Source organism: Agrobacterium sp. T29 (assembly GCF_006970545.1).
Taxonomy (GTDB): domain Bacteria; phylum Pseudomonadota; class Alphaproteobacteria; order Rhizobiales; family Rhizobiaceae; genus Agrobacterium; species Agrobacterium leguminum.
The window spans coordinates 2,789,616-2,807,845 of record NZ_CP040640.1; the positions used below are offsets into that span (position 1 = coordinate 2,789,616).

The 18,230-nt window shown below is 59.1% G+C and carries 15 protein-coding genes; 8 read left to right on the forward strand and 7 right to left on the reverse strand.

Annotation, left to right across the window (positions count from 1 at the left end; genetic code table 11):
- Window positions 1–42: 42 nt before the first annotated feature.
- Window positions 43–471 (forward strand): HIT domain-containing protein, encoded by a 429-nt coding sequence (locus FGF54_RS13880; RefSeq protein WP_065654787.1) that lies wholly within the window; start codon window positions 43–45, stop codon window positions 469–471.
- Window positions 471–1,433, forward strand: coding sequence for an NAD(+) diphosphatase (gene nudC, locus FGF54_RS13885; RefSeq protein ID WP_142779969.1), 963 nt, complete (start codon window positions 471–473; stop codon window positions 1,431–1,433). Before FGF54_RS13880 ends, nudC begins: the two co-directional genes overlap by 1 nt.
- Before the next feature lie 15 nt (window positions 1,434–1,448).
- Here nudC and FGF54_RS13890 read toward each other — a convergent pair whose 3' ends face one another.
- Window positions 1,449–2,312 (reverse strand): prephenate dehydratase, encoded by an 864-nt coding sequence (locus tag FGF54_RS13890; protein ID WP_142779970.1) that lies wholly within the window; start codon window positions 2,310–2,312, stop codon window positions 1,449–1,451.
- A gap of 11 nt (window positions 2,313–2,323) precedes the next feature.
- Window positions 2,324–3,079, reverse strand: a complete 756-nt coding sequence (locus tag FGF54_RS13895; RefSeq protein WP_142779971.1) for a 3-deoxy-manno-octulosonate cytidylyltransferase — start codon at window positions 3,077–3,079, stop codon at window positions 2,324–2,326.
- A 149-nt stretch (window positions 3,080–3,228) separates the two neighbouring features.
- Between FGF54_RS13895 and FGF54_RS13900 the strand changes: the two genes are divergently transcribed.
- Window positions 3,229–3,804 (forward strand): cytochrome c family protein, encoded by a 576-nt coding sequence (locus tag FGF54_RS13900; RefSeq protein ID WP_059758943.1) that lies wholly within the window; start codon window positions 3,229–3,231, stop codon window positions 3,802–3,804.
- A gap of 97 nt (window positions 3,805–3,901) precedes the next feature.
- On the opposite strand, the gene FGF54_RS13905 is transcribed toward FGF54_RS13900, so the two are convergent.
- The 3 genes from FGF54_RS13905 to FGF54_RS13915 form a co-directional block, all read right to left on the reverse strand.
- Window positions 3,902–4,630, reverse strand: coding sequence for a sugar transferase (locus FGF54_RS13905; RefSeq protein ID WP_003524319.1), 729 nt, complete (start codon window positions 4,628–4,630; stop codon window positions 3,902–3,904).
- A 289-nt stretch (window positions 4,631–4,919) separates the two neighbouring features.
- Window positions 4,920–7,214, reverse strand: a complete 2,295-nt coding sequence (locus tag FGF54_RS13910; protein ID WP_142779972.1) for a transglycosylase domain-containing protein — start codon at window positions 7,212–7,214, stop codon at window positions 4,920–4,922.
- A gap of 147 nt (window positions 7,215–7,361) precedes the next feature.
- On the reverse strand, window positions 7,362–7,820 hold the full coding sequence (locus FGF54_RS13915; RefSeq protein ID WP_142779973.1) for a YbaK/EbsC family protein: 459 nt from the start codon (window positions 7,818–7,820) through the stop codon (window positions 7,362–7,364).
- 470 nt (window positions 7,821–8,290) lie between these two features.
- Between FGF54_RS13915 and FGF54_RS13925 the strand changes: the two genes are divergently transcribed.
- Window positions 8,291–8,500: a cold-shock protein gene (locus FGF54_RS13925; RefSeq protein WP_003492998.1), complete on the forward strand. Its 210-nt coding sequence runs from the start codon at window positions 8,291–8,293 to the stop codon at window positions 8,498–8,500.
- Between the two features lie 402 nt (window positions 8,501–8,902).
- Here the strand turns inward: FGF54_RS13925 and FGF54_RS13930 are convergent, their stop codons facing one another.
- Together FGF54_RS13930 and FGF54_RS13935 are read right to left on the reverse strand one after the other, a co-directional pair.
- The gene (locus FGF54_RS13930; protein ID WP_142779974.1) at window positions 8,903–10,294 is read right to left on the reverse strand and encodes a dipeptidase; all 1,392 of its coding nucleotides are present in this window, start codon (window positions 10,292–10,294) and stop codon (window positions 8,903–8,905) included.
- A 166-nt stretch (window positions 10,295–10,460) separates the two neighbouring features.
- The gene (locus FGF54_RS13935) at window positions 10,461–10,895 is read right to left on the reverse strand and encodes a MarR family winged helix-turn-helix transcriptional regulator (protein WP_168208101.1); all 435 of its coding nucleotides are present in this window, start codon (window positions 10,893–10,895) and stop codon (window positions 10,461–10,463) included.
- Between the two features lie 415 nt (window positions 10,896–11,310).
- Between FGF54_RS13935 and polA the strand changes: the two genes are divergently transcribed.
- The 4 genes from polA to FGF54_RS13955 all read left to right on the forward strand — a co-directional run bounded on the left by polA (window position 11,311) and on the right by FGF54_RS13955 (window position 18,094).
- Window positions 11,311–14,310, forward strand: a complete 3,000-nt coding sequence (gene polA / locus FGF54_RS13940) for a DNA polymerase I (protein WP_142779976.1) — start codon at window positions 11,311–11,313, stop codon at window positions 14,308–14,310.
- Between the two features lie 266 nt (window positions 14,311–14,576).
- Complete coding sequence (rpmF, locus tag FGF54_RS13945) at window positions 14,577–14,762, forward strand: 50S ribosomal protein L32 (RefSeq protein WP_003507205.1); 186 nt, start codon at window positions 14,577–14,579, stop codon at window positions 14,760–14,762.
- Window positions 14,763–14,948: 186 nt separating this feature from the next.
- Entirely contained in the window at window positions 14,949–16,751 is a 1,803-nt protein-coding gene (locus FGF54_RS13950; RefSeq protein ID WP_161987735.1) for a sensor histidine kinase, read from the forward strand.
- Window positions 16,748–18,094 carry a sigma-54 dependent transcriptional regulator gene (locus FGF54_RS13955; RefSeq protein WP_142779978.1) on the forward strand — a complete coding sequence of 449 codons (1,347 nt, stop codon included), beginning with the start codon at window positions 16,748–16,750 and terminating at the stop codon, window positions 18,092–18,094. Before FGF54_RS13950 ends, FGF54_RS13955 begins: the two co-directional genes overlap by 4 nt.
- The last annotated feature ends 136 nt before the right edge of the window (window positions 18,095–18,230 follow it).

Sequence of the window (18,230 nt, forward strand, 5' to 3'; positions counted from 1 at the left end):
GAAAGCAAATGCAAGCCAAGCCTTCAAAAAACTGCTATCACAATGAAAACAAACATGGAGGACACCTTGGAGACATTCCGGCTGGACGACAGACTGGCGCGCGACAGCGTGCTTGTGACGCGTTTGGGACTATGTGAACTGCGTTTGCAAAACGACAACCGCTGGCCCTGGCTGGTGCTCGTGCCGCAGCGAGACGGCGTCAGTGAATTGTTCGATCTCACCCCGCTTGATCAGGCCGTGCTGACATTCGAGACCAATCTCGTCGCCTCTGCCTTGAAAGAAATCACCGGAGCCACCAAGATCAATGTCGGTGCTTTGGGCAATATCGTCCGGCAGCTTCATGTCCATATAATCGCCCGCAATGAAGGCGACACCTGCTGGCCGGGTCCCATCTGGGGTCACGGAACGCCTGTGCCCTATGCCGCGGGCGAAAAGGAAAGTTTGATGAAAAAAATCTCCGGCGCGCTCTGATGATTTCCATGAAAATTTTTGAAACCACTGCCCCCCATCCCGAAGCAAGCCTGCTGACAGCCTTTTCCAAGAACGCCCTCGACCGTTTCGCCGAAAAGCGGTCGGAAGAGTGCGTCGCCGATGCGCTGAAGATCGATGGCACCCATATTTTCGCTTTCTCGGGCAACCGACTTGTCCTGAAGCATGACGAGCAGGTCATCGATCCCCTGTTTTCCGCCTATGAGCTGGCTGAATTGCAGCCGGATTTCGACAGTGCCGTGCTGCTCGGATATCGCGAAACCGGCGAGCCGAGAATTGCGGTGCCGGTCGCCGTTGCCGAGGATCAGCTGGCGAGCCACTACAAGCTCGCCGACGCTCGCATCCTTTATCGCGACCATCTTCTCGATGAGGAATTGTTGAGCGAGGTTGCCCAGGCCGTCAGTCTCACCCACTGGAACGCCGACAATCGCTTTTGTGGAAAGTGCGGCGGCACCATGGAACTGCGCATCGGCGGCTACAAGCGTATCTGCGCCTCCTGCAACCACACGATTTTTCCCCGCACCGATCCCGTCGTCATCATGATGACGATCGATATAGAGCGTGATCTTTGTCTGCTTGGCCGTGGTGCGCATTTTGCACCGGGCATGTATTCGTGCCTTGCCGGTTTTGTGGAGCCGGGGGAAACCATCGAGCAGGCCGTCCGCCGCGAAACGCATGAGGAATCCGGTGTTGAAGTCGGTCGTGTGCGTTATCACGCGTCGCAGCCCTGGCCGATGCCGCATACGCTGATGATCGGCTGTTATGCCGAGGCACTGTCTTTCGATATTGCCCGCGATGAGATCGAACTGGAGGATTGCCGCTGGTTCACGCGGGCGGAAGTCGCCAAGATGCTGGAAACGGCAACGGGCGAGGGCTTTTCCGCGCCTCCCGGCGGCGCCATCGCGCATCGGCTGATGCGCGATTGGGTGGAATGGACGAAATAATCGCGTTCGGCAGGCTCAACCCTGGTTGAGCTTGCCACGCATCGCATGGCCCTTGTAGACGCCGAGAATGCGAACTTTTTCGGAGAAGAAGCGCAACTCGTCCAGCGCATGCCGCACCGGCTCGTCATCGGGGTGGCCTTCGATATCGGCATAAAACTGCGTCGCCACGAATTTGCCGCCGAGCTGGTAGCTTTCGAGCTTCGTCATGTTGATGCCGTTCGTGGCAAAACCGCCCATGGCCTTGTAGAGCGCGGCCGGAATATTGCGGACGTTGAAGACAAAGGTGGTGACGACGATTTCGTCGCTCGACTGACGCTGGGCCCAGTTTTCATCGCGGGAAAGCACAACGAAACGCGTGACGTTGTTTTCCGAATCCTCGACGTTTTCAGCGAGAATATCGAGGCCGTAGAGATTGGCGGCAAGGCGCGGCGCAAGTGCCGCCATGCTGCGGTCGCCCTTTTCGGACACCAGTTTCGCGGAGCCCGCCGTATCGCCGGCGATGACGGGCTTCCAGCCGTTCGAACGGATGATTTTCCGGCACTGGCCAAGCGCGTGAATGTGGCTGTGGACGGTGCGGATCTCATCCTTCTTCACGCCCGGCATCACCATCAACTGGAAGCGGATCGGCATGAAATATTCGCCGATGATGTGCAGGCGCGATTCCGGCAACAGGTGATGAATATCCGCAACGCGGCCGGCCAGTGTGTTTTCAATCGGGATCATGCCGAGATCGGCTTCGCCGTTTTCAATGGCGTTGAAGGCATCCTCGAATGTCGGGCACGGCAAAGGCTCCATATCCGGGAACATGTCGCGGCAGGCCATATCGGAATTCGCGCCGAATTCGCCCTGGAAGGCAATGCGATTTGTGCTCAAGGTCATGGGACTGTCCGTTAGAGGGTTCTGCTTGCGAGAATTTTGCGGGCTTTTTCCAGATCGTGCGGCGTATCGACCCCGAGCGGCACGGAACTGACGATTTCGGCGTCGATGCGCATGCTGGCTTCCAGCGCGCGCAGCTGCTCCAGCCGCTCGCGTTTTTCTAGCGGCGAGGGCGGCAGGCTCACGAATGTCTCCAGCGCGGCGCGGCGATAGGTATAAAGTCCGATGTGATGATAAAGCGGGCCATCGCCATAAGGGGCGGTGGTGCGGGTAAAATAAAGCGCGCGCAATCGCGACTCGGAAAGCGGACTGCCCACCACTTTCACCACGTTCGGATTGGTTTTTTCTTCTTCGTCGGTGATTTCGACCGTCAGTGTCGCAATATCGACGGCGGCATTTTCCAGTGGACGCAGCGAAGCGCGGATCGTCTCCGCTTCGATGGTCGGAAGATCGCCCTGGACATTGATGACATATTCCGCCTTGCCATAGGGGTCGGCCTTTTGCAGCGCTTCGAAAATGCGATCCGAGCCGGATTGGTGGTCGTCGCGCGTCATCATCACGTCGAAACCGGCATTTTTGACGGCCGAAAACACCTGTTCGTCGTCGACGGCTACAACGATTCGCTCTGCGCCGGCCTCGCGTGCGCGCAGCGCCACCTGCACGATCATCGGCTTGCCGCCGATGTCGGCGAGCGGCTTGCCCGGCAGGCGCGTGGATGCCATCCGCGCCGGTATGAGGACGACAGCTTTCTCGAAATCCCGATTCTTCATCCGACACCCTTCAAATCCCGCCCGAAAAGTGTCAAAACGTCACGGTGTGGGGAGCATTATTCAAGTTGCGCAGGCTGTGCAAAAGCCATAGCTTTCGAGCAATTTCAAGATGCCCGTTATATCAAGCGGATGCGAGGGAGCGCATATAGATGAATTCTTATGTAAATATGGGCGTTGGGGCGTTGCTTGGCACGGTTTTCGTCCTGATGTCGGTGTCGATTGCGTCTGAGGGCATTTTCCATGCGCCTGCGCCCGAAAAGGAAGGTTATGCCATCGCTGCGGCAGAGGGTGGCGGCGAAGCAGCCGGCGGAGAAGCCGCTGCCGCGGCGACGCCGATCGCGCAATTGCTTGCGAGCGCCGATGCCGCCAAGGGCGAGACGGTCTTCAAGAAGTGTACGAGCTGTCATACCGGAGAGAGTGGTGGTGCAAACAAGGTCGGCCCCAATCTCTTCGATATCGTCAACCGGCCGATCGCCAGCCATGAAGGTTTCAGCTACTCCGCAGGGATGAAGGATTTCTCCAAGGGTGGTTCCGTGCATTGGGATTACGATCATCTCAGCTTCTTCCTCGAAGCTCCCAAGAAACACGTTCCCGGCACGGCCATGGGCTTTGCGGGCGTGAAGAAGGAGACGGAACGCGCCGATCTCATCGCTTATCTGCGGACGCTGTCGGCAAACCCGGCACCGCTTCCGGATCCTGCTGCGGCTCCCGCGCCGACAAACTGATTGTCATGATGATCTCATGAAAAAAGCCCGGCAGCGATGCCGGGCTTTCTAATTTTTGCAGCGGCGGATTGCGGCTGCGGCAATGGCGCCTGAAAAATCAGAACCCCTTGCCGCCGCGCAATTCGGAAATCACCGTTCCGACCATGATCTTGATATCCAGCCAGAGCGAAAAATTGTCGACGTAATAAAGATCGGAGACGATTCGGGCGCGCGCCTTGTCGCTGCGATCCGTTGGGCCGCGCAACCCCCGCATCTGGGCAAGGCCGGTAATGCCCGGCCGCACCCGGTGCCGCATATGGTAGTGCGGTACCAGCTCCTCATAAAGACGGCCGGCCGCCAGCATGCCGATGGCATGGCAGCGGGGCCCGACCAGCGACATATCGCCTTTCAGCACATTCAGAAGCTGCGGCAGTTCATCGATATTGGTGCGGCGAAGAACCGCGCCGATCCGGGTTATTCTGGGGTCGTTCTTCACCGTCTGCGCCACGCCGGTGGCGTCGCAAAGATCGGTCCTCATGGAGCGGAATTTATAGACACGGATTTTCCGCCCGTTCATGCCCCAGCGGACCTGCGAAAACAGGACCGGTCCCTTGCTGTCGAGTTTGACCATCACTGCCACGGTGAGCAGCACCGGCGCGAGTGCGACAAGGGCGATGGACGCCCCTGCGATGTCAATCGTTCTTTTGAGCGCGAACTGGCCGCGCAGGAATGCGGAGACGGTTTTTTCCGAAGAGGAAGGTTGCGTTTCCGGCGATTCGAAAGTGGTGGCTGCGGAATAGGAGGCACCGTAAAAAACGGCATGCGATGAGCCTTTAGTACCCAGCATAATATAAAGCCCTGAAAAGTTATTTTGATAGAAGAAAATTAATTTATATGAACGATTAATAATTCATTTACCGTAAAAAGTCATCCGAAATGTAACCGCGCCGGCGCAAATGGCAATCTACGGTTAATGTGACTGCACGCGGATGTTGCAGGGTCGGCATCCTCTCCGCTCGTGGCTGCGGAGACGGCCTGTCCCATGGAACCAAAACCTGCAAAATCGGGAGTTTTCATGCAGCACTGGCGAAACTCCATCGGTCTTGAGACCAGCACCTGCCGCTCGCTCTAAGCCGCTAGTTTCCCATCAGAATATCGAGCAGGGTCGTCTGCTTCGGTCCGGATGGCGCCTGACCGCCGATATCGGCGGGTGGTACAGGCCCGTTGCCGGCTGAATAGCCGGGTTCGATATCGCGGGAAGGGATATTTGCCGGCGGCATCGGTGCGCCGGGCTGATTCGGATTCGGCGCAACCGGGGCTTCGGGATAGGCGCGCGTATCCACCGTTCCGCCGCCGAGCGCATTGGAAATGATATCGCCGATGGAGGAGGGCGCGCTTTCCGGCGCCGGCTGCTGCATTTCCCCAAGCGGCGGCACGCCGCCTGCGCCAAGCCCGAAGAGCGGTGAGGGCGAAAGCCCCGAATGGGCGGCGGTCATGAAATCTTTCCAGGCCTTTGCGGGAAGCCCGCCGCCGGTGACCTTCTTCATCGACGTGCCGTCGTCATTGCCGAACCAGACGCCGGTGGTCAGGTTGCTTGTGTAGCCGACAAAAAGGGCGTCGCGGAAGGATTGCGTCGTGCCGGATTTTCCTGCCGCCTGCCAGCCCTGCAGCCGTGCCGCCTTGCCGGTGCCTTCGGTGATGACGCGCGACAGCATGCTGTTCATGGTCGCGGCGATCTCTTCGCTCAGGACGCGCGGCGGGTTGTCGTATTTGTTTTCGTAAAGCACTTTGCCATCCGCATCGGTGATGCGTTTGACGATATGCGGCGTCGCCTTGTAGCCGCCATTCATGAAGGGGGCGTAGGAGGCCGTCAGCTCCATCAGCGACACTTCCGAGGTGCCGAGCGCGATGGAGGCATTGTTCTGCAGTTCGGATTCGATGCCCATGCGATGCGCCACCTGGGTCACACGATCGGGACCCACTTCCATCACCAGCTGCGCGGCAATGGTATTCAGCGAATTGGCGAGCGCGGTGGCGAGCGTCACTTCGCCTCGATATTTCTTCTCGTAATTTTCCGGGGTCCAGTTGCCGATACGAACAGGCGCGTCGTTACGAACGGTATAGGGAGTGAGCCCGGATTCGAGTGCGGCGACGTAAACGAAGGGCTTGAATGCGGAGCCGGGTTGCCGTTTTGCCTTGGCGGCGCGGTTGAACTGGCTGTCCGCATAATCCGCCCCGCCCACCACGGCCCGGATCGCGCCCGTGCCATCGATGGAAACCAGCGCCGCCTGCGAAGCGCCCTGCTTCTTGCCATCGCCCTGCAGTACGTGGGTCAGCGCCTTTTCGGCGTCGCGCTCGAGATTGGGGTCGATGGTCGTATCGACGACGATGTCCTGCTTGACCTCGCCGACGAGGTTGCGCACTTCCTCCAGCACCATATCGGCGGCGTAATGTTCGGCGCCAGACCAGAAACGTTTCGCCTTGGTCGGCGGCTGCGACATGGCCGTCTTGATTTCATCGTCGGTGATGAAGCCGACATCGCGCATGGATTGCAGCACGACCTGCGCCCGTTCTTCCGCCGCCTGCGGATCGCGCGCCGGCGAGAGGCGCGAGGGCGCTTTAAGAAGTCCGGCCAGCATCGCCGCCTCGCCCAGATTGACGTCGCGCGCGGATTTGTTGAAGTAGCGCCGCGAGGCCGCCTCGACACCATAGGCATTGGAGCCGAAATAGACGCGATTGAGATACATCGCGAGAATCTGGTCCTTGGTGAACTCATGCTCCAGCCAGAAGGACAACAGCACTTCCTGAACCTTGCGTTCCAGCGTGCGATCCGGCGAGAGGAACAGGTTTTTCGCGAGCTGCTGCGTCAGCGTCGAGCCGCCCTGCACGGTTCGTCCCGTCAGCACATTCGTGACGATGGCGCGTCCGAGGCCGAGCGGATCGACCCCGAAATGCGAATAAAACCGCCGGTCCTCGATCGCCATGACGGCCTGCGGAATATAGGGCGACATATCTTCCAGCGCGAGCGCCTCGCCGCCGGTGGTGCCGCGATTGGCCAGCACGCTGCCATTCACCGAAACGATCTTCACATTCGGCGGGCGTTCGGGAATGGACCAGCTGCTGGCGCTCGGCATGCGCGCGCCGTAATAGAGAACGAGACCTGCAATACCGATGCCGCCCCAGATGCCGAGTACGATGCACCAATAGACGAGGGAGCGAATGAAGCCCGTCGCGCCGCGGCCGGAGCTGCGGGTGCGCTTTCCTTTTTTCCTGGATTTGGTGCGGCCGGATGTCGGCTTCGGTTTTCTGGCTTGCTGCTTTGTGGTTCCGCTGATGCGCTCGCTGGCGTCGAGGCGCAGGTCATCGCCGGATTCGTGGAAATCCCCGAAGGAGGGTTCTACCCGTTCGCGTGATTTACCCTTGCCTGCCATCCAGCCGAAGTCGCTCCTATTCGCGAAACCGCGCGCATCCCGTTCGGGTTTTCAGGCTTCTATGCCTGCGCGATCCTTAATCCAGGATGAAGAGTTTAAATGCGGCAATTTAAGGCGGGGTTAAGTCCTGGCCGGATCAAATCGGCGTCATTGGCAGACGTCGACCCATTCCGCATCCGTCAGCTCGGCCATCACCTCCGGCGAAATTCTCACCGCCGCATTGGTGGCGCCGGCCGCGGGAACCACCTCATGATAGTTTTTCAGCGAGACGTCGCAAAACACCGGAAGCGGGGAGGGTAGGCCGAAAGGGCACACGCCGCCTATGGGATGGCTGGTCACCGCAACCACCTCCTCCGGTCCGAGCATGCGCGGCTTTGCGCCGAAATGATCGCGGAATTTGCGGTTGTCGAGCCGCTTCGTGCCGGCGGCGACGACAAGAAGAATGGTTTCACCCGCCTTCAGGCAAATGGTTTTCGCAATCTGGTCGGGGTCGACGCCATGCGCTTCAGCGGCCAACGCAACCGTCGCCGAACTTGTTTCCGTTTCGATCACGGCAACCTCGGGCGACTTTTCGGTGAAAAAGGCTCTGACGGATTCGATAGACATGCGTATTTATTAGGCGTTACGCGGAGAAGCTTCAAGTCACCTCGAAACAGCTATGCATTATGCGCAATGCTGCGCTGCGATGAAACGTCTGTTTTTTAAGCGGCGATCCTGTATCTTCAAATCATCGAAGCGACGCACTCCTCCTCCCAGCGTCGCCCGATTGGACTGACAATACTCCTCCTCCCAATTGTCAGTCAGTTTCAAGAACCCGGCGCACCTCCTCCCGCGCCGGGTTTTTGCTTTTTGGCGTTCCTGTTGTCTGGCTCCCCGCTGAACCCTGACCAGATGGTCATGTTCAAAGAAACTTGACTTTCAGCCCCTTCCAACCTAGGTACTTCGCCATCGATATTTGTTTGACGACCAGAGCTTCGGCGTCTTTTTAGGCGCTCACGACGATCTTTTCCTTCAAATTCGACCCAAGTCCGCACTGCTCGCAGTGCAAATACAATTGCCAACGGAAGGAAATCGTTATGGCGACTGGTACAGTAAAGTGGTTCAACGCAACCAAGGGCTACGGCTTCATTCAGCCTGACGACGGTTCGCAGGACGTATTCGTTCACATCTCCGCTGTTGAGCGCGCTGGTCTGACCGCCCTCAACGACGGCCAGAAGCTCTCCTACGAGCTGATGCAGGATCGTCGCTCGGGCAAGATGTCCGCAGGCAACCTCGTTGCTGCCTGATAAGCGCTTTGGCCCGAAAGGGTCATTCGCATGAATGGAAAGGCCGGATTTTTCCGGCCTTTTTCTTTTGCAGGAAGGGGCTGGACCGGTTGCCCTTGAAAAAGCCGGGTCACATACCAATATAGGGTTCAACAGTGCTCCGGACCGGAACTGCCGGGAATGGCGCTTCTAAAAGTGCCGCTGCTGTTGTGTTAACCAAAGATTAACCAAAGCAGCCGATCCTGAGCCGGAAAGCAGCGTCGATATCTTTGACGCGCTCTGGAGCATCAGGCCGTTTGAACGCTTTGACCACGGATGTACTGGCATTGACGGAAAACGGATGGAAAGGTCGGGCTTGCCCGGCCTTTTTGTTTTATGTGCCGAGGAGGTGCCGAATATTCGGCACCTCCTCTTTTTTCTGGATTATTTCGTCGCGAGCGCGTCGAGAATGCGGACCCAGGAGCGAATGCCCTTGTGGAAGGACTGCAGGTCGTATTTTTCATTCGGCGAATGAATACGGTCATCGGTAAGTCCGAAGCCGACAAGCAGCGAATCCATTCCCAGCATCTTCTGGAAATCGCCGACGATAGGGATCGAGCCACCCATGCCGATGACGACGGCTGGTTTCGGCCACTCTTCCGAAAGCGCGTTTTTGGCTTTGGTCAGCACGGGCGAGTCGTAAGACAGCTGGATGGCGGGTGAGCCGCCATGTTCGTGGAACTCCACGGAGCAATCGGCGGGAACCTTCGAGCGCACATAGGCCCGGAAGCTTTCACGAATGGCCGCAGGGTCCTGCTCGCCGACGAGGCGGAAAGACACCTTGGCGGAGGCCTTGGCGGCGATCACGGTCTTGAAACCATCGCCGGTATAGCCGCCGATAATGCCGTTGACTTCCGCCGTCGGCCGCGCCCAGGTCTGCTCCAGCACGGAGCGACCCTTTTCACCCGAGGGAACCGAAAGGCCGACTTCGCCGAGGAAGGCTTCGGCCGTGCGGCCCAGCGTTTCCCAGGAGGCCTTGATGTTGGCGGGGGTTTCTTCCACGCCGTCATAAAAGCCGGAAAGCGTCACCCGGCCGGTCTCGTCATGCAGGCCGGCGAGAATGTCGGTGAGGATGTGGATGGGGTTTGCCGCCGCCCCGCCGAACAGACCGGAATGCAGATCGCGGTCGGCTGCGGTGATGACGACTTCTTCGCCGACCAGGCCGCGAAGGGCTGCGGCAATGGCGGGTGTATCCCTGTCCCACATGCCGGTATCGCAGACCAGCGCATAATCGGCTTTCAGTTCTTCCGCATTGGCTTCGAGGAAAGGCTTCAGCGACGGCGAGCCGGATTCTTCTTCGCCCTCAAAAAGAATGGTGACGCGCACCGGCAGGCCGCCATTGACAGCCTTGTACGCCCGGCAGGCCTCCACGAAGGTCATCAGCTGGCCCTTGTCGTCCGCCGTCCCGCGTCCGGTGATCACCTGTCGACCGGCGCCGATATCCTTGACGGCGGGTTCGAACGGATCGTTTTCCCACAGCTCGAGCGGATCGACCGGCTGTACGTCATAATGGCCGTAGAAAAGCACATGCGGCGCGTCCTTGGTGGCCGCATCGTGATGCGCCACGACCATGGGGTGGCCGGCCGTATCGCGCACGGAGGCCGTAAAGCCGAGCGCTGAAAGCGTTCTGACCAGCCATTCCGCCGCCTTGCGGCATTCCGCCTTGTAAGCGGGGTCCGTCGAAATCGACGGAATGCGTACGAGCTCGAACAGTCGCTCAAGGCTGGAGGTGAGATTGTTGTCGGCGGTGGAAAGAATGGGGGAAACGTCTGTCATCGCTGATCCTGTCATGTCTGTCGTGACCCGGCGATAAGACAAAACGTCCGGGCATCGCGCATCGCGGGAAACAAGGGGGCCGGCGCGTCGTGAATCGGCAAACGTGCGGCCGCCGGAACGATAGAGCAGTTCAGGGAAAGTGCGAAGCGGTTTCGGGCTGTAAATGCTATTTCGCTTTTTTGGCGCTTTCGATCGCCCGGCGCATATATTCCAGCAAAAGCTGTCTCTCGAAACGCCGGAAATCCTTGAGCAGCGCGTCTTCGGTGGCTTCGGAGGCGGCAATGGCGTTGGCTTCCAAATCCCTGCCGCGCTGGGTCAGTTCGATGATCTGGGCGCGGCGGTCGCTTGGATGGGATTTGCGGACGATCAGCCCGTCGCGTTCCATGCGCGAGAGCGTATTGGCGAGCGTCGCCTGTTCGACATCGATTCTATCGAGCAATTGTCTCTGGGTCAGGCCGTCCTCATGCCAGAGTTCGATGAGGATGGGGAATTGTCCGGGCGAGAAACCCAGGGCGGCGGCTCTTTTCTGCAGCGTCATGGTGAATTCTCGCGCCATTTTCGAAGCGAGATAGATTGCCGATTCGTCCCGGGAAAAACCCATTTTTCCGCCCATAAAGCATCACGGCCGGCTTAGCCCGGCAATTCGATAGCGCGATATATATCGCATGACATGTTTAAGCCAGCCCGAAACGGCGCATAAAATAAAACCGCCATGGCCGGGAGGGGTCGGCCATGGCGGTCATATTGGAGGACAAAGGCCCGGAGAGGGGGAAAGGCCTTTGTCCGGTCTGACGCGGCGGGGGACGAGCCAGCTATCAGACTACGGCGTGATCAGGCGCCGTCCCTTATGAAATGTGTCTGCAAATGCGGCTTTTCAAGGGAAGGGCGGATTACAAATCGGTAACGTTCAGGTGAATTTTGCAGGCCTGTGCTACCGCCTCATTCCCCGCTCTTTGCGGTGCGTTGTGCGAAGTTTCGGTAGACGTCAAAACGGCCCCGCGCTATCCATGCTACCCATGAAAAAAGGCGATCATCTCTTCCTCGTTGACGGTTCCGGTTTCATTTTCCGGGCCTTCCATGCAATCCCGCCGCTGAACCGCAAGTCGGACGGGCTGCCGGTCAACGCCGTCTCTGGCTTCTGCAACATGTTGTGGAAGCTGCTCAAGGATGCGCGCAATACCGATGTCGGCGTGACGCCGACCCATTTTGCGGTGATTTTCGACTATTCATCGAAGACCTTCCGCAACGAACTTTATGATCTCTACAAGGCCAACCGCACCGCGCCGCCGGAAGATCTGGTGCCGCAATTCGGCCTGATCCGTGAGGCGACGCGCGCCTTCAACCTTCCCTGCATCGAGACAGAAGGCTTCGAGGCGGACGATATCATCGCCACCTATGCCCGGCAGGCCGAGGCGATCGGCGCCGATGTCACGATCATCTCCTCCGACAAGGATCTGATGCAGCTCGTCACGGCCAATGTACACATGTACGACGCCATGAAGGACAAGCAGATCGGCATTCCGGACGTTGTCGAGAAGTGGGGCGTAGGCCCCGAAAAGATGATCGACCTGCAGGCGATGACCGGCGATTCTACCGATAATGTTCCGGGCATTCCGGGTATCGGGCCCAAGACAGCGGCGCAATTGCTGGAGGAATACGGCGATCTCGATACGCTGCTGGCGCGGGCAGGCGAAATCAAGCAGCAGAAGCGTCGGGAAAATATCATCGCCAATGCGGAGCTTGCCCGTCTTTCCAGACAGCTCGTGGCGCTCAGAACCGATGTACCGCTGGATCAGTCTCTCGAAGCGCTGGTGCTCGAACCGCAGAATGGGCCGAAACTGATCGCCTTCCTGAAGGCGATGGAGTTCACGACGCTGACACGCCGGGTGGCCGAGGCGACCGAAACCGACGCTTCCGCCATCGACCCCGCCAATGTGCCGGTACAATGGGGTGCCGATGCCCATGGTCCCGATCTCGATGCGCCGGCCGCTGCCGTGAACGCTGGCGAAGTGGCCACTAACGCCGCCGGCGCTTCGGCTTCGCCTGCCGCTCCGGCAAGGAAAGTAACGGGGGAGGGCAGCGCGCCCGCTGATCTCGCGACAGCGCGACAGGCGCTTTTTTCCGCCGCCAAGATCGATACGACCGCCTATCTGACGATCAGGGACCTTGCGACGCTCGACCGCTGGATCGCGGCGGCCCGGGAGACAGGCGTCGTCGCCTTCGATACGGAAACGACCTCGCTCGACCCGATGCAGGCGGAACTTGTCGGTTTTTCTCTGGCCATTGCCGATAATGGCAAGGATGCTACGGGCACCGATATCCGGGCCGCCTATGTCCCTTTGACGCACAAGACCGGTTCCGGCGGCGATCTCTTCAGCGATGGCATCAAACTGGCCGAAGGGCAGGTGCCATTTGCCGAGGCACTGGAGCGTCTGAAGGACCTGCTCGAGGATGAGGCCGTTCTGAAGGTCGCGCAGAACCTGAAATATGACTATCTGCTGATGAAGCGCCACGGCGTCGTCATGCAGAGCTTCGACGACACGATGCTGATTTCTTATGTCCTTGAGGCCGGCAAGGCCACGCATGGCATGGATTCGCTTTCCGAACGCTGGCTCGGCCACACGCCGATCGCCTATAAGGACGTGGCGGGATCGGGCAAGTCGAGCGTCACCTTCGATTTTGTCGATATCGACAAGGCGACCGCTTATGCTGCGGAAGATGCCGATGTGACCCTGCGGCTCTGGATGGCGCTGAAGCCGAGGCTTGTCTCGGAACGGCTGACCAAGGTTTACGAGCGGCTGGAGCGCCCCCTTGTGCCGGTTCTGGCGCATATGGAAGAGCGCGGCATCACCGTCGACCGGCAGATTCTCTCGCGTCTTTCCGGCGAACTCGCCCAGAAGGCCGCATCCTTCGAAGAGGAAATCTACGAGCTGGCGGGCGAGCGTTTCAACATAGGCTCGCCAAAGCAGCTCGGCGATATCCTGTTTGGCAAGATGGGCCTGCCGGGCGGCTCCAAAACCAAGACCGGGCAATGGTCGACATCGGCGCAGGTTCTCGAAGATCTCGCGGCGGAAGGCGCCGAACTGCCGCGCAAGATCGTCGACTGGCGGCAGCTGACGAAGCTGAAATCGACCTATACGGATGCGCTGCCCGGATATATCCATCCCGAGACGAAACGGGTGCATACGTCCTATGCGCTCGCCTCCACCACAACGGGGCGTCTGTCCTCCTCGGAGCCGAACCTTCAGAACATCCCGGTCCGCACCGCCGAAGGCCGCAAGATCCGCACGGCTTTCATCTCCACGCCCGGTCACAAGCTTCTGTCGGCCGATTACAGCCAGATCGAGCTGCGCGTGCTGGCCCATGTCGCCGATATTCCGCAGCTCCGCAACGCCTTTGAAAACGGCATCGACATTCATGCCATGACGGCATCGGAAATGTTCGGCGTGCCGGTGGAAGGCATGCCGTCGGAAGTGCGCCGCCGCGCCAAGGCCATCAACTTCGGTATCATCTACGGCATTTCCGCCTTCGGTCTCGCCAACCAGCTCAGCATCGCCCGCTCCGAAGCCGGCGACTACATCAAGAAATATTTCGAGCGCTTTCCCGGCATTCGCGACTACATGGAGGCAACCAAAGCCTTCGCCCGCGAAAACGGTTATGTCGAAACGATTTTCGGCCGCCGCGCCCATTATCCGGAAATCCGCTCTTCCAACCCTTCGGTAAAAGCCTTCAACGAACGCGCGGCCATCAACGCGCCGATCCAGGGCTCGGCTGCCGATATCATCCGCCGGGCGATGGTTCGTATCGAGCCTGCGCTGGAGGCGGAAAAGCTTTCCGCCCGCATGCTTTTGCAGGTGCACGACGAACTTATCTTCGAAGTCGAGGAAGCGGAAATCGAAAAGACCCTACCGGTCGTCGTCTCGGTGATGGAAAACGCGGCCATGCCGGCGATTTCAATGAAGGTTCCGCTGAAAGTGGATGCACGTGCGGCTGACAATTGGGATGAAGCGCACTAACTGGCGAACCGGCTTTCTGTGGATTCCGGGACATGAACCACTTCAAGGGGCATGTCGTTTTCGATAAGATGTGAGCCGTGATTTGTGATGCATGAGGGCAGCTCGCCACGCTGATTCCGTTGAATCGGAAAAAATGTGCGTCAGGGCTGGTCAAAGCCCGTTTGGGCATGTATAAGCGCGCCAAATTTCCGATATCGAGACATCCGACATTCGGCCTTTGGTTCTGGCCGGTTCCGTTGTTTCGCCGCTTAAGTGGAGTAACAAAAATGGCTGTACCAAAAAGAAAAACAAGCCCGTCCAAGCGCGGTATGCGCCGCTCGGCTGACGGTCTCAAGTCTGCGACCTATGTTGAAGACAAGAACTCCGGCGAACTGCGCCGTCCGCACCATATCGATCTGAAGACCGGTATGTATCGCGGCCGTCAGGTTCTGACGCCGAAGGAAAGCGCATAAGCTTTTCTGAAATCATCTTTGCAAAAACCGGTCCTTGTGGCCGGTTTTTTGTTTTCAGGACCGTCCACCTGCCTTTTCCGCTCACTTGGAAAATTCGGCCACTCCTCCTACACTCTTTCAGGGAGAGCAGGTTTTGACGCCTGCAACAGGAGGGGAGCTTCGGTGAAATATCGCTGGATTTTATTGATGCTTCTCAGCCTTGGTCTCGGTTATGGCGCCGTGACGAGAGGTGGCGGCATCATAGCGGAAAGCTATTTCGGCGAAATGTCCGAGCAGGGCCGCACGACGCTGCGGCTGGCCGTTTCCGCGCTCGGTGGGCTTTTGAACCGTTACGAGCCGCTGCCGGCCCTGATTGCCGATCACGACGACATTGAGGAGCTGGTCGCACATCCCAAGGATGCCGAACTGCGCCAGCGCGCCAATATCTACCTCAAATCCATCAACACCCTGCTGGAATCCTCCGATATCTACATCATCACGCTGGATGGGGAGACCATCGCCGCCAGCAACTATGATGGTCCAACGAGTTTCGTCGGTGAGAATTTCAGCTACCGTCCCTATTTTCAGGATGCCGCCAAAGGCTTCCAGTCACGCTTCTTCGCGCTTGGCACCACGTCCCACAAGCGTGGCTATTATTTTTCAGCGCCCATTCTCTTCAACGAGGAGATCAAGGGCGTCATCGTCTTCAAGGTCGATATTGAAGGCATAGAAGCGTCATTCGGCGATGGCGAGAACCGAATTCTGGTATCGGACCCGGAAGGCATCATCTTCATGACCGGAACGCCGCAATGGCTTTATTCCGGCCTGATGCCGCTGACGCCCGAAAGGCTGGCGCGAACGGAGACTTCCCGCCGTTACGCCAATGCCACCCTTAAGGAATTGCCCCTGAAAAACGGCAATTTCGGTTCGCATCAGCTGATGACGATCAGCCAGGATGACGGTGAAAGGGAATACATGGTTCTGTCGCAGCCGATGCCGGACGCGGGCTGGACAGTCAGCGTGCTGATGGACACGGGCTCGCTCCGAACGCAGGTGAAGACGGCGATGATAGCCATCATCCTCTGCCTCTGCCTGGCGGCCGCCCTCATCGCCGCCATGCTGCAAAGGCGTCGTCGTCTGCGGGAGCGTCTGACCCATCAGGCGGAGGCGCAGGCGGAACTGGAACGCCGGGTGGAGGAGCGTACGGCCGATCTGGCGCGGGTCAATCAGGAGATCGAGCACGAAATCGCCGAACGCCGCCAGACGGAAAAACAATTGCGCAAGATGCAGAACGATCTGGTGCAGGCGGGCAAGCTCGCAGCGCTCGGGCAGATGTCGGCGGCGTTGTCGCATGAGTTCAACCAGCCGCTCGCAGCCGCCAAGAACTATGCCGAAAACGCCTCGCTTCTCGTGGAGAGGGGACGGCTGGAGGAGGTGACGGAAAACCTCAGGCGCATTTCGGGCCTTATCGATCGCATGGCCTCCATCAGCAAGCATCTCAGGAATTTCGCCCGCAAGCCCAATGAAAAAATGGCCGCGGTAAGTCTGGAAGCCGTCCTTCGCGATACGCTCGAAATCGTCGGTGCGCGCCTGAAGGCCGCCGATGCGGTGCTGGATGTGGATCTCGGCCGGGTGCCGCTTGCCGTGAAGGCCGGCCCGGTGCGGCTGCAGCAGGTGCTCGTCAACATCATCTCCAATGCTGCCGATGCGGTGGAGGGGCGCGAGGATCGCCGCATTGCGCTGCGGGCCGTGCAGCATGGCCAGTCGGTGTCGATTTTCATTCGTGATCGCGGTCCGGGCGTGCCGGCGGCGATTTCAGAACGCATTTTCGATCCCTTCTTCACCACCAAGGGTGTGGGGCGCGGCCTCGGTCTTGGCCTGTCCATCTCCTATAACATCATCAAGGATTTTGGCGGCCAGCTCCGCGTCAGAAACCATGAAGATGGCGGGGCGGAGTTCGAGATCGAATTGCCAGCCGCCGCCTGGCGCGTGGAGGCGGCTGCGGAATGACCATGTCGCGGGTTCTGTTGATCGATGATGAGGAAGAACTGCGCTTTTCCACCGCGCAGGCGCTGGAGCTTTCCGGCTTTGCCGTCACCATGCTGGCAAGCGCAGAACATGCGCTCGAACTCATCGGCTACAGCTTCGACGGCGTCGTGGTCAGCGATATCAGGATGCCCGGCATGGATGGCATGACGCTGCTGCAGAAGGTGCGGGAGCTCGATCCTGAAATACCTGTCATCCTGATGACGGGCCACGGCGATGTGCAGCTCGCGGTCAACGCCATGCGCAACGGCGCGTATGATTTCATCGAAAAGCCGTTCACGCCGCAATATCTCGCCGGCATCATCAAAAGGGCGAACGATCGGCGGGCGCTGGTACTGGAAAACCGCCGCCTCAAGGCGGTAGCGGGCAAGCATGACGATCTCGAAACGCGTCTGCCCGGCAGAACCCAGATCATGGTCGATCTGCGGTATCGTATCCGCGCCATCGGCGCGACGGACGCCGATACGCTGATCGTCGGTGACACGGGCGCGGGCAAGGAGGTTGTGGCACGGGCGCTTCACGATATCAGCGCCAGAGCCAACCGGCCCTTCGTGGCGATCAATTGCGCCGCCCTTCCGCAGACACTGATTGAAAGTGAACTATTCGGCCATGAGGCCGGTGCGTTTCCCGGAGCGCTGCGCCCGCGCTACGGCAAGTTCGAACATGCTCGCGGCGGCACCATATTGCTGGATGAGATCGGCTCCATGCCTTTCGAATTGCAGGGCCGCTTCCTGCGTGTCTTGCAGGAACGAGTGATTACCCGTCTCGGCTCGAATGAAACGGTCGAACTCGATGTCCGTTTCATCGCCACCAGCAAGGTAGATCTGGAACAGGAAGTCGCGGCTGGCCGGTTCCGTGCCGATCTTCTTTATCGGCTCAACGTGGCGACGCTTCTTGTCCCCTCCCTGTCACAACGCAGCGCCGACATACCCTTGCTTTTCCTGCACCTCGTGCGGGAAGCCGCTGCCCGTTACGGGCGGGAAGACATGGAGGTGCCGCAAAGTCTGCTTTCGGCCGTCTCCCTGCGTGAGTGGCCGGGCAATGTGCGTGAATTGCGCAACGCCGCAGACCGCTTCGTTCTCGGTCTGGAAAGCGATGTTTCCGAAGCCTCGCTGCCGTTTCAGGATGACGGAAAAGCGGCCCTTGCCGCGCGGGTCGCGGCTTATGAAAAAAGCCTGATCGCACATGCAATCGCCGCGCACGGCGGAAACCTGAAATCCGTTTATGAAAATCTCGGCATTTCGCGCAAAACGCTCTACGAAAAAATGCAGAAATACGGGCTGCACCGGCACATGACCGAGGTCTGATGGGTGGATTTCCACCCATGGATGAGCCCCTATGGGTAGAAATCCACCCATTGCCGTCCGGGATAGCAATAAAAGCGCACCTTACGACAAGACCGCCATTGCTGAACGGTGATCCCGGATCGCAAATATCTCACCC

Bases quoted from the DNA above. Each gene is read 5' to 3' on its own strand.
- FGF54_RS13880 (WP_065654787.1), top strand. From the start codon at position 43: ATGAAAACAAACATGGAGGACACCTTGGAGACATTCCGGCTGGACGAC.
- nudC (WP_142779969.1), top strand. From the start codon at position 471: ATGATTTCCATGAAAATTTTTGAAACCACTGCCCCCCATCCCGAAGCA.
- FGF54_RS13890 (WP_142779970.1), bottom strand. From the start codon at position 2,312: ATGACCTTGAGCACAAATCGCATTGCCTTCCAGGGCGAATTCGGCGCG.
- FGF54_RS13895 (WP_142779971.1), bottom strand. From the start codon at position 3,079: ATGAAGAATCGGGATTTCGAGAAAGCTGTCGTCCTCATACCGGCGCGG.
- FGF54_RS13900 (WP_059758943.1), top strand. From the start codon at position 3,229: ATGAATTCTTATGTAAATATGGGCGTTGGGGCGTTGCTTGGCACGGTT.
- FGF54_RS13905 (WP_003524319.1), bottom strand. From the start codon at position 4,630: ATGCTGGGTACTAAAGGCTCATCGCATGCCGTTTTTTACGGTGCCTCC.
- FGF54_RS13910 (WP_142779972.1), bottom strand. From the start codon at position 7,214: ATGGCAGGCAAGGGTAAATCACGCGAACGGGTAGAACCCTCCTTCGGG.
- FGF54_RS13915 (WP_142779973.1), bottom strand. From the start codon at position 7,820: ATGTCTATCGAATCCGTCAGAGCCTTTTTCACCGAAAAGTCGCCCGAG.
- FGF54_RS13925 (WP_003492998.1), top strand. From the start codon at position 8,291: ATGGCGACTGGTACAGTAAAGTGGTTCAACGCAACCAAGGGCTACGGC.
- FGF54_RS13930 (WP_142779974.1), bottom strand. From the start codon at position 10,294: ATGACAGACGTTTCCCCCATTCTTTCCACCGCCGACAACAATCTCACC.
- FGF54_RS13935 (WP_168208101.1), bottom strand. From the start codon at position 10,895: ATGGGTTTTTCCCGGGACGAATCGGCAATCTATCTCGCTTCGAAAATG.
- polA (WP_142779976.1), top strand. From the start codon at position 11,311: ATGAAAAAAGGCGATCATCTCTTCCTCGTTGACGGTTCCGGTTTCATT.
- rpmF (WP_003507205.1), top strand. From the start codon at position 14,577: ATGGCTGTACCAAAAAGAAAAACAAGCCCGTCCAAGCGCGGTATGCGC.
- FGF54_RS13950 (WP_161987735.1), top strand. From the start codon at position 14,949: ATGCTTCTCAGCCTTGGTCTCGGTTATGGCGCCGTGACGAGAGGTGGC.
- FGF54_RS13955 (WP_142779978.1), top strand. From the start codon at position 16,748: ATGACCATGTCGCGGGTTCTGTTGATCGATGATGAGGAAGAACTGCGC.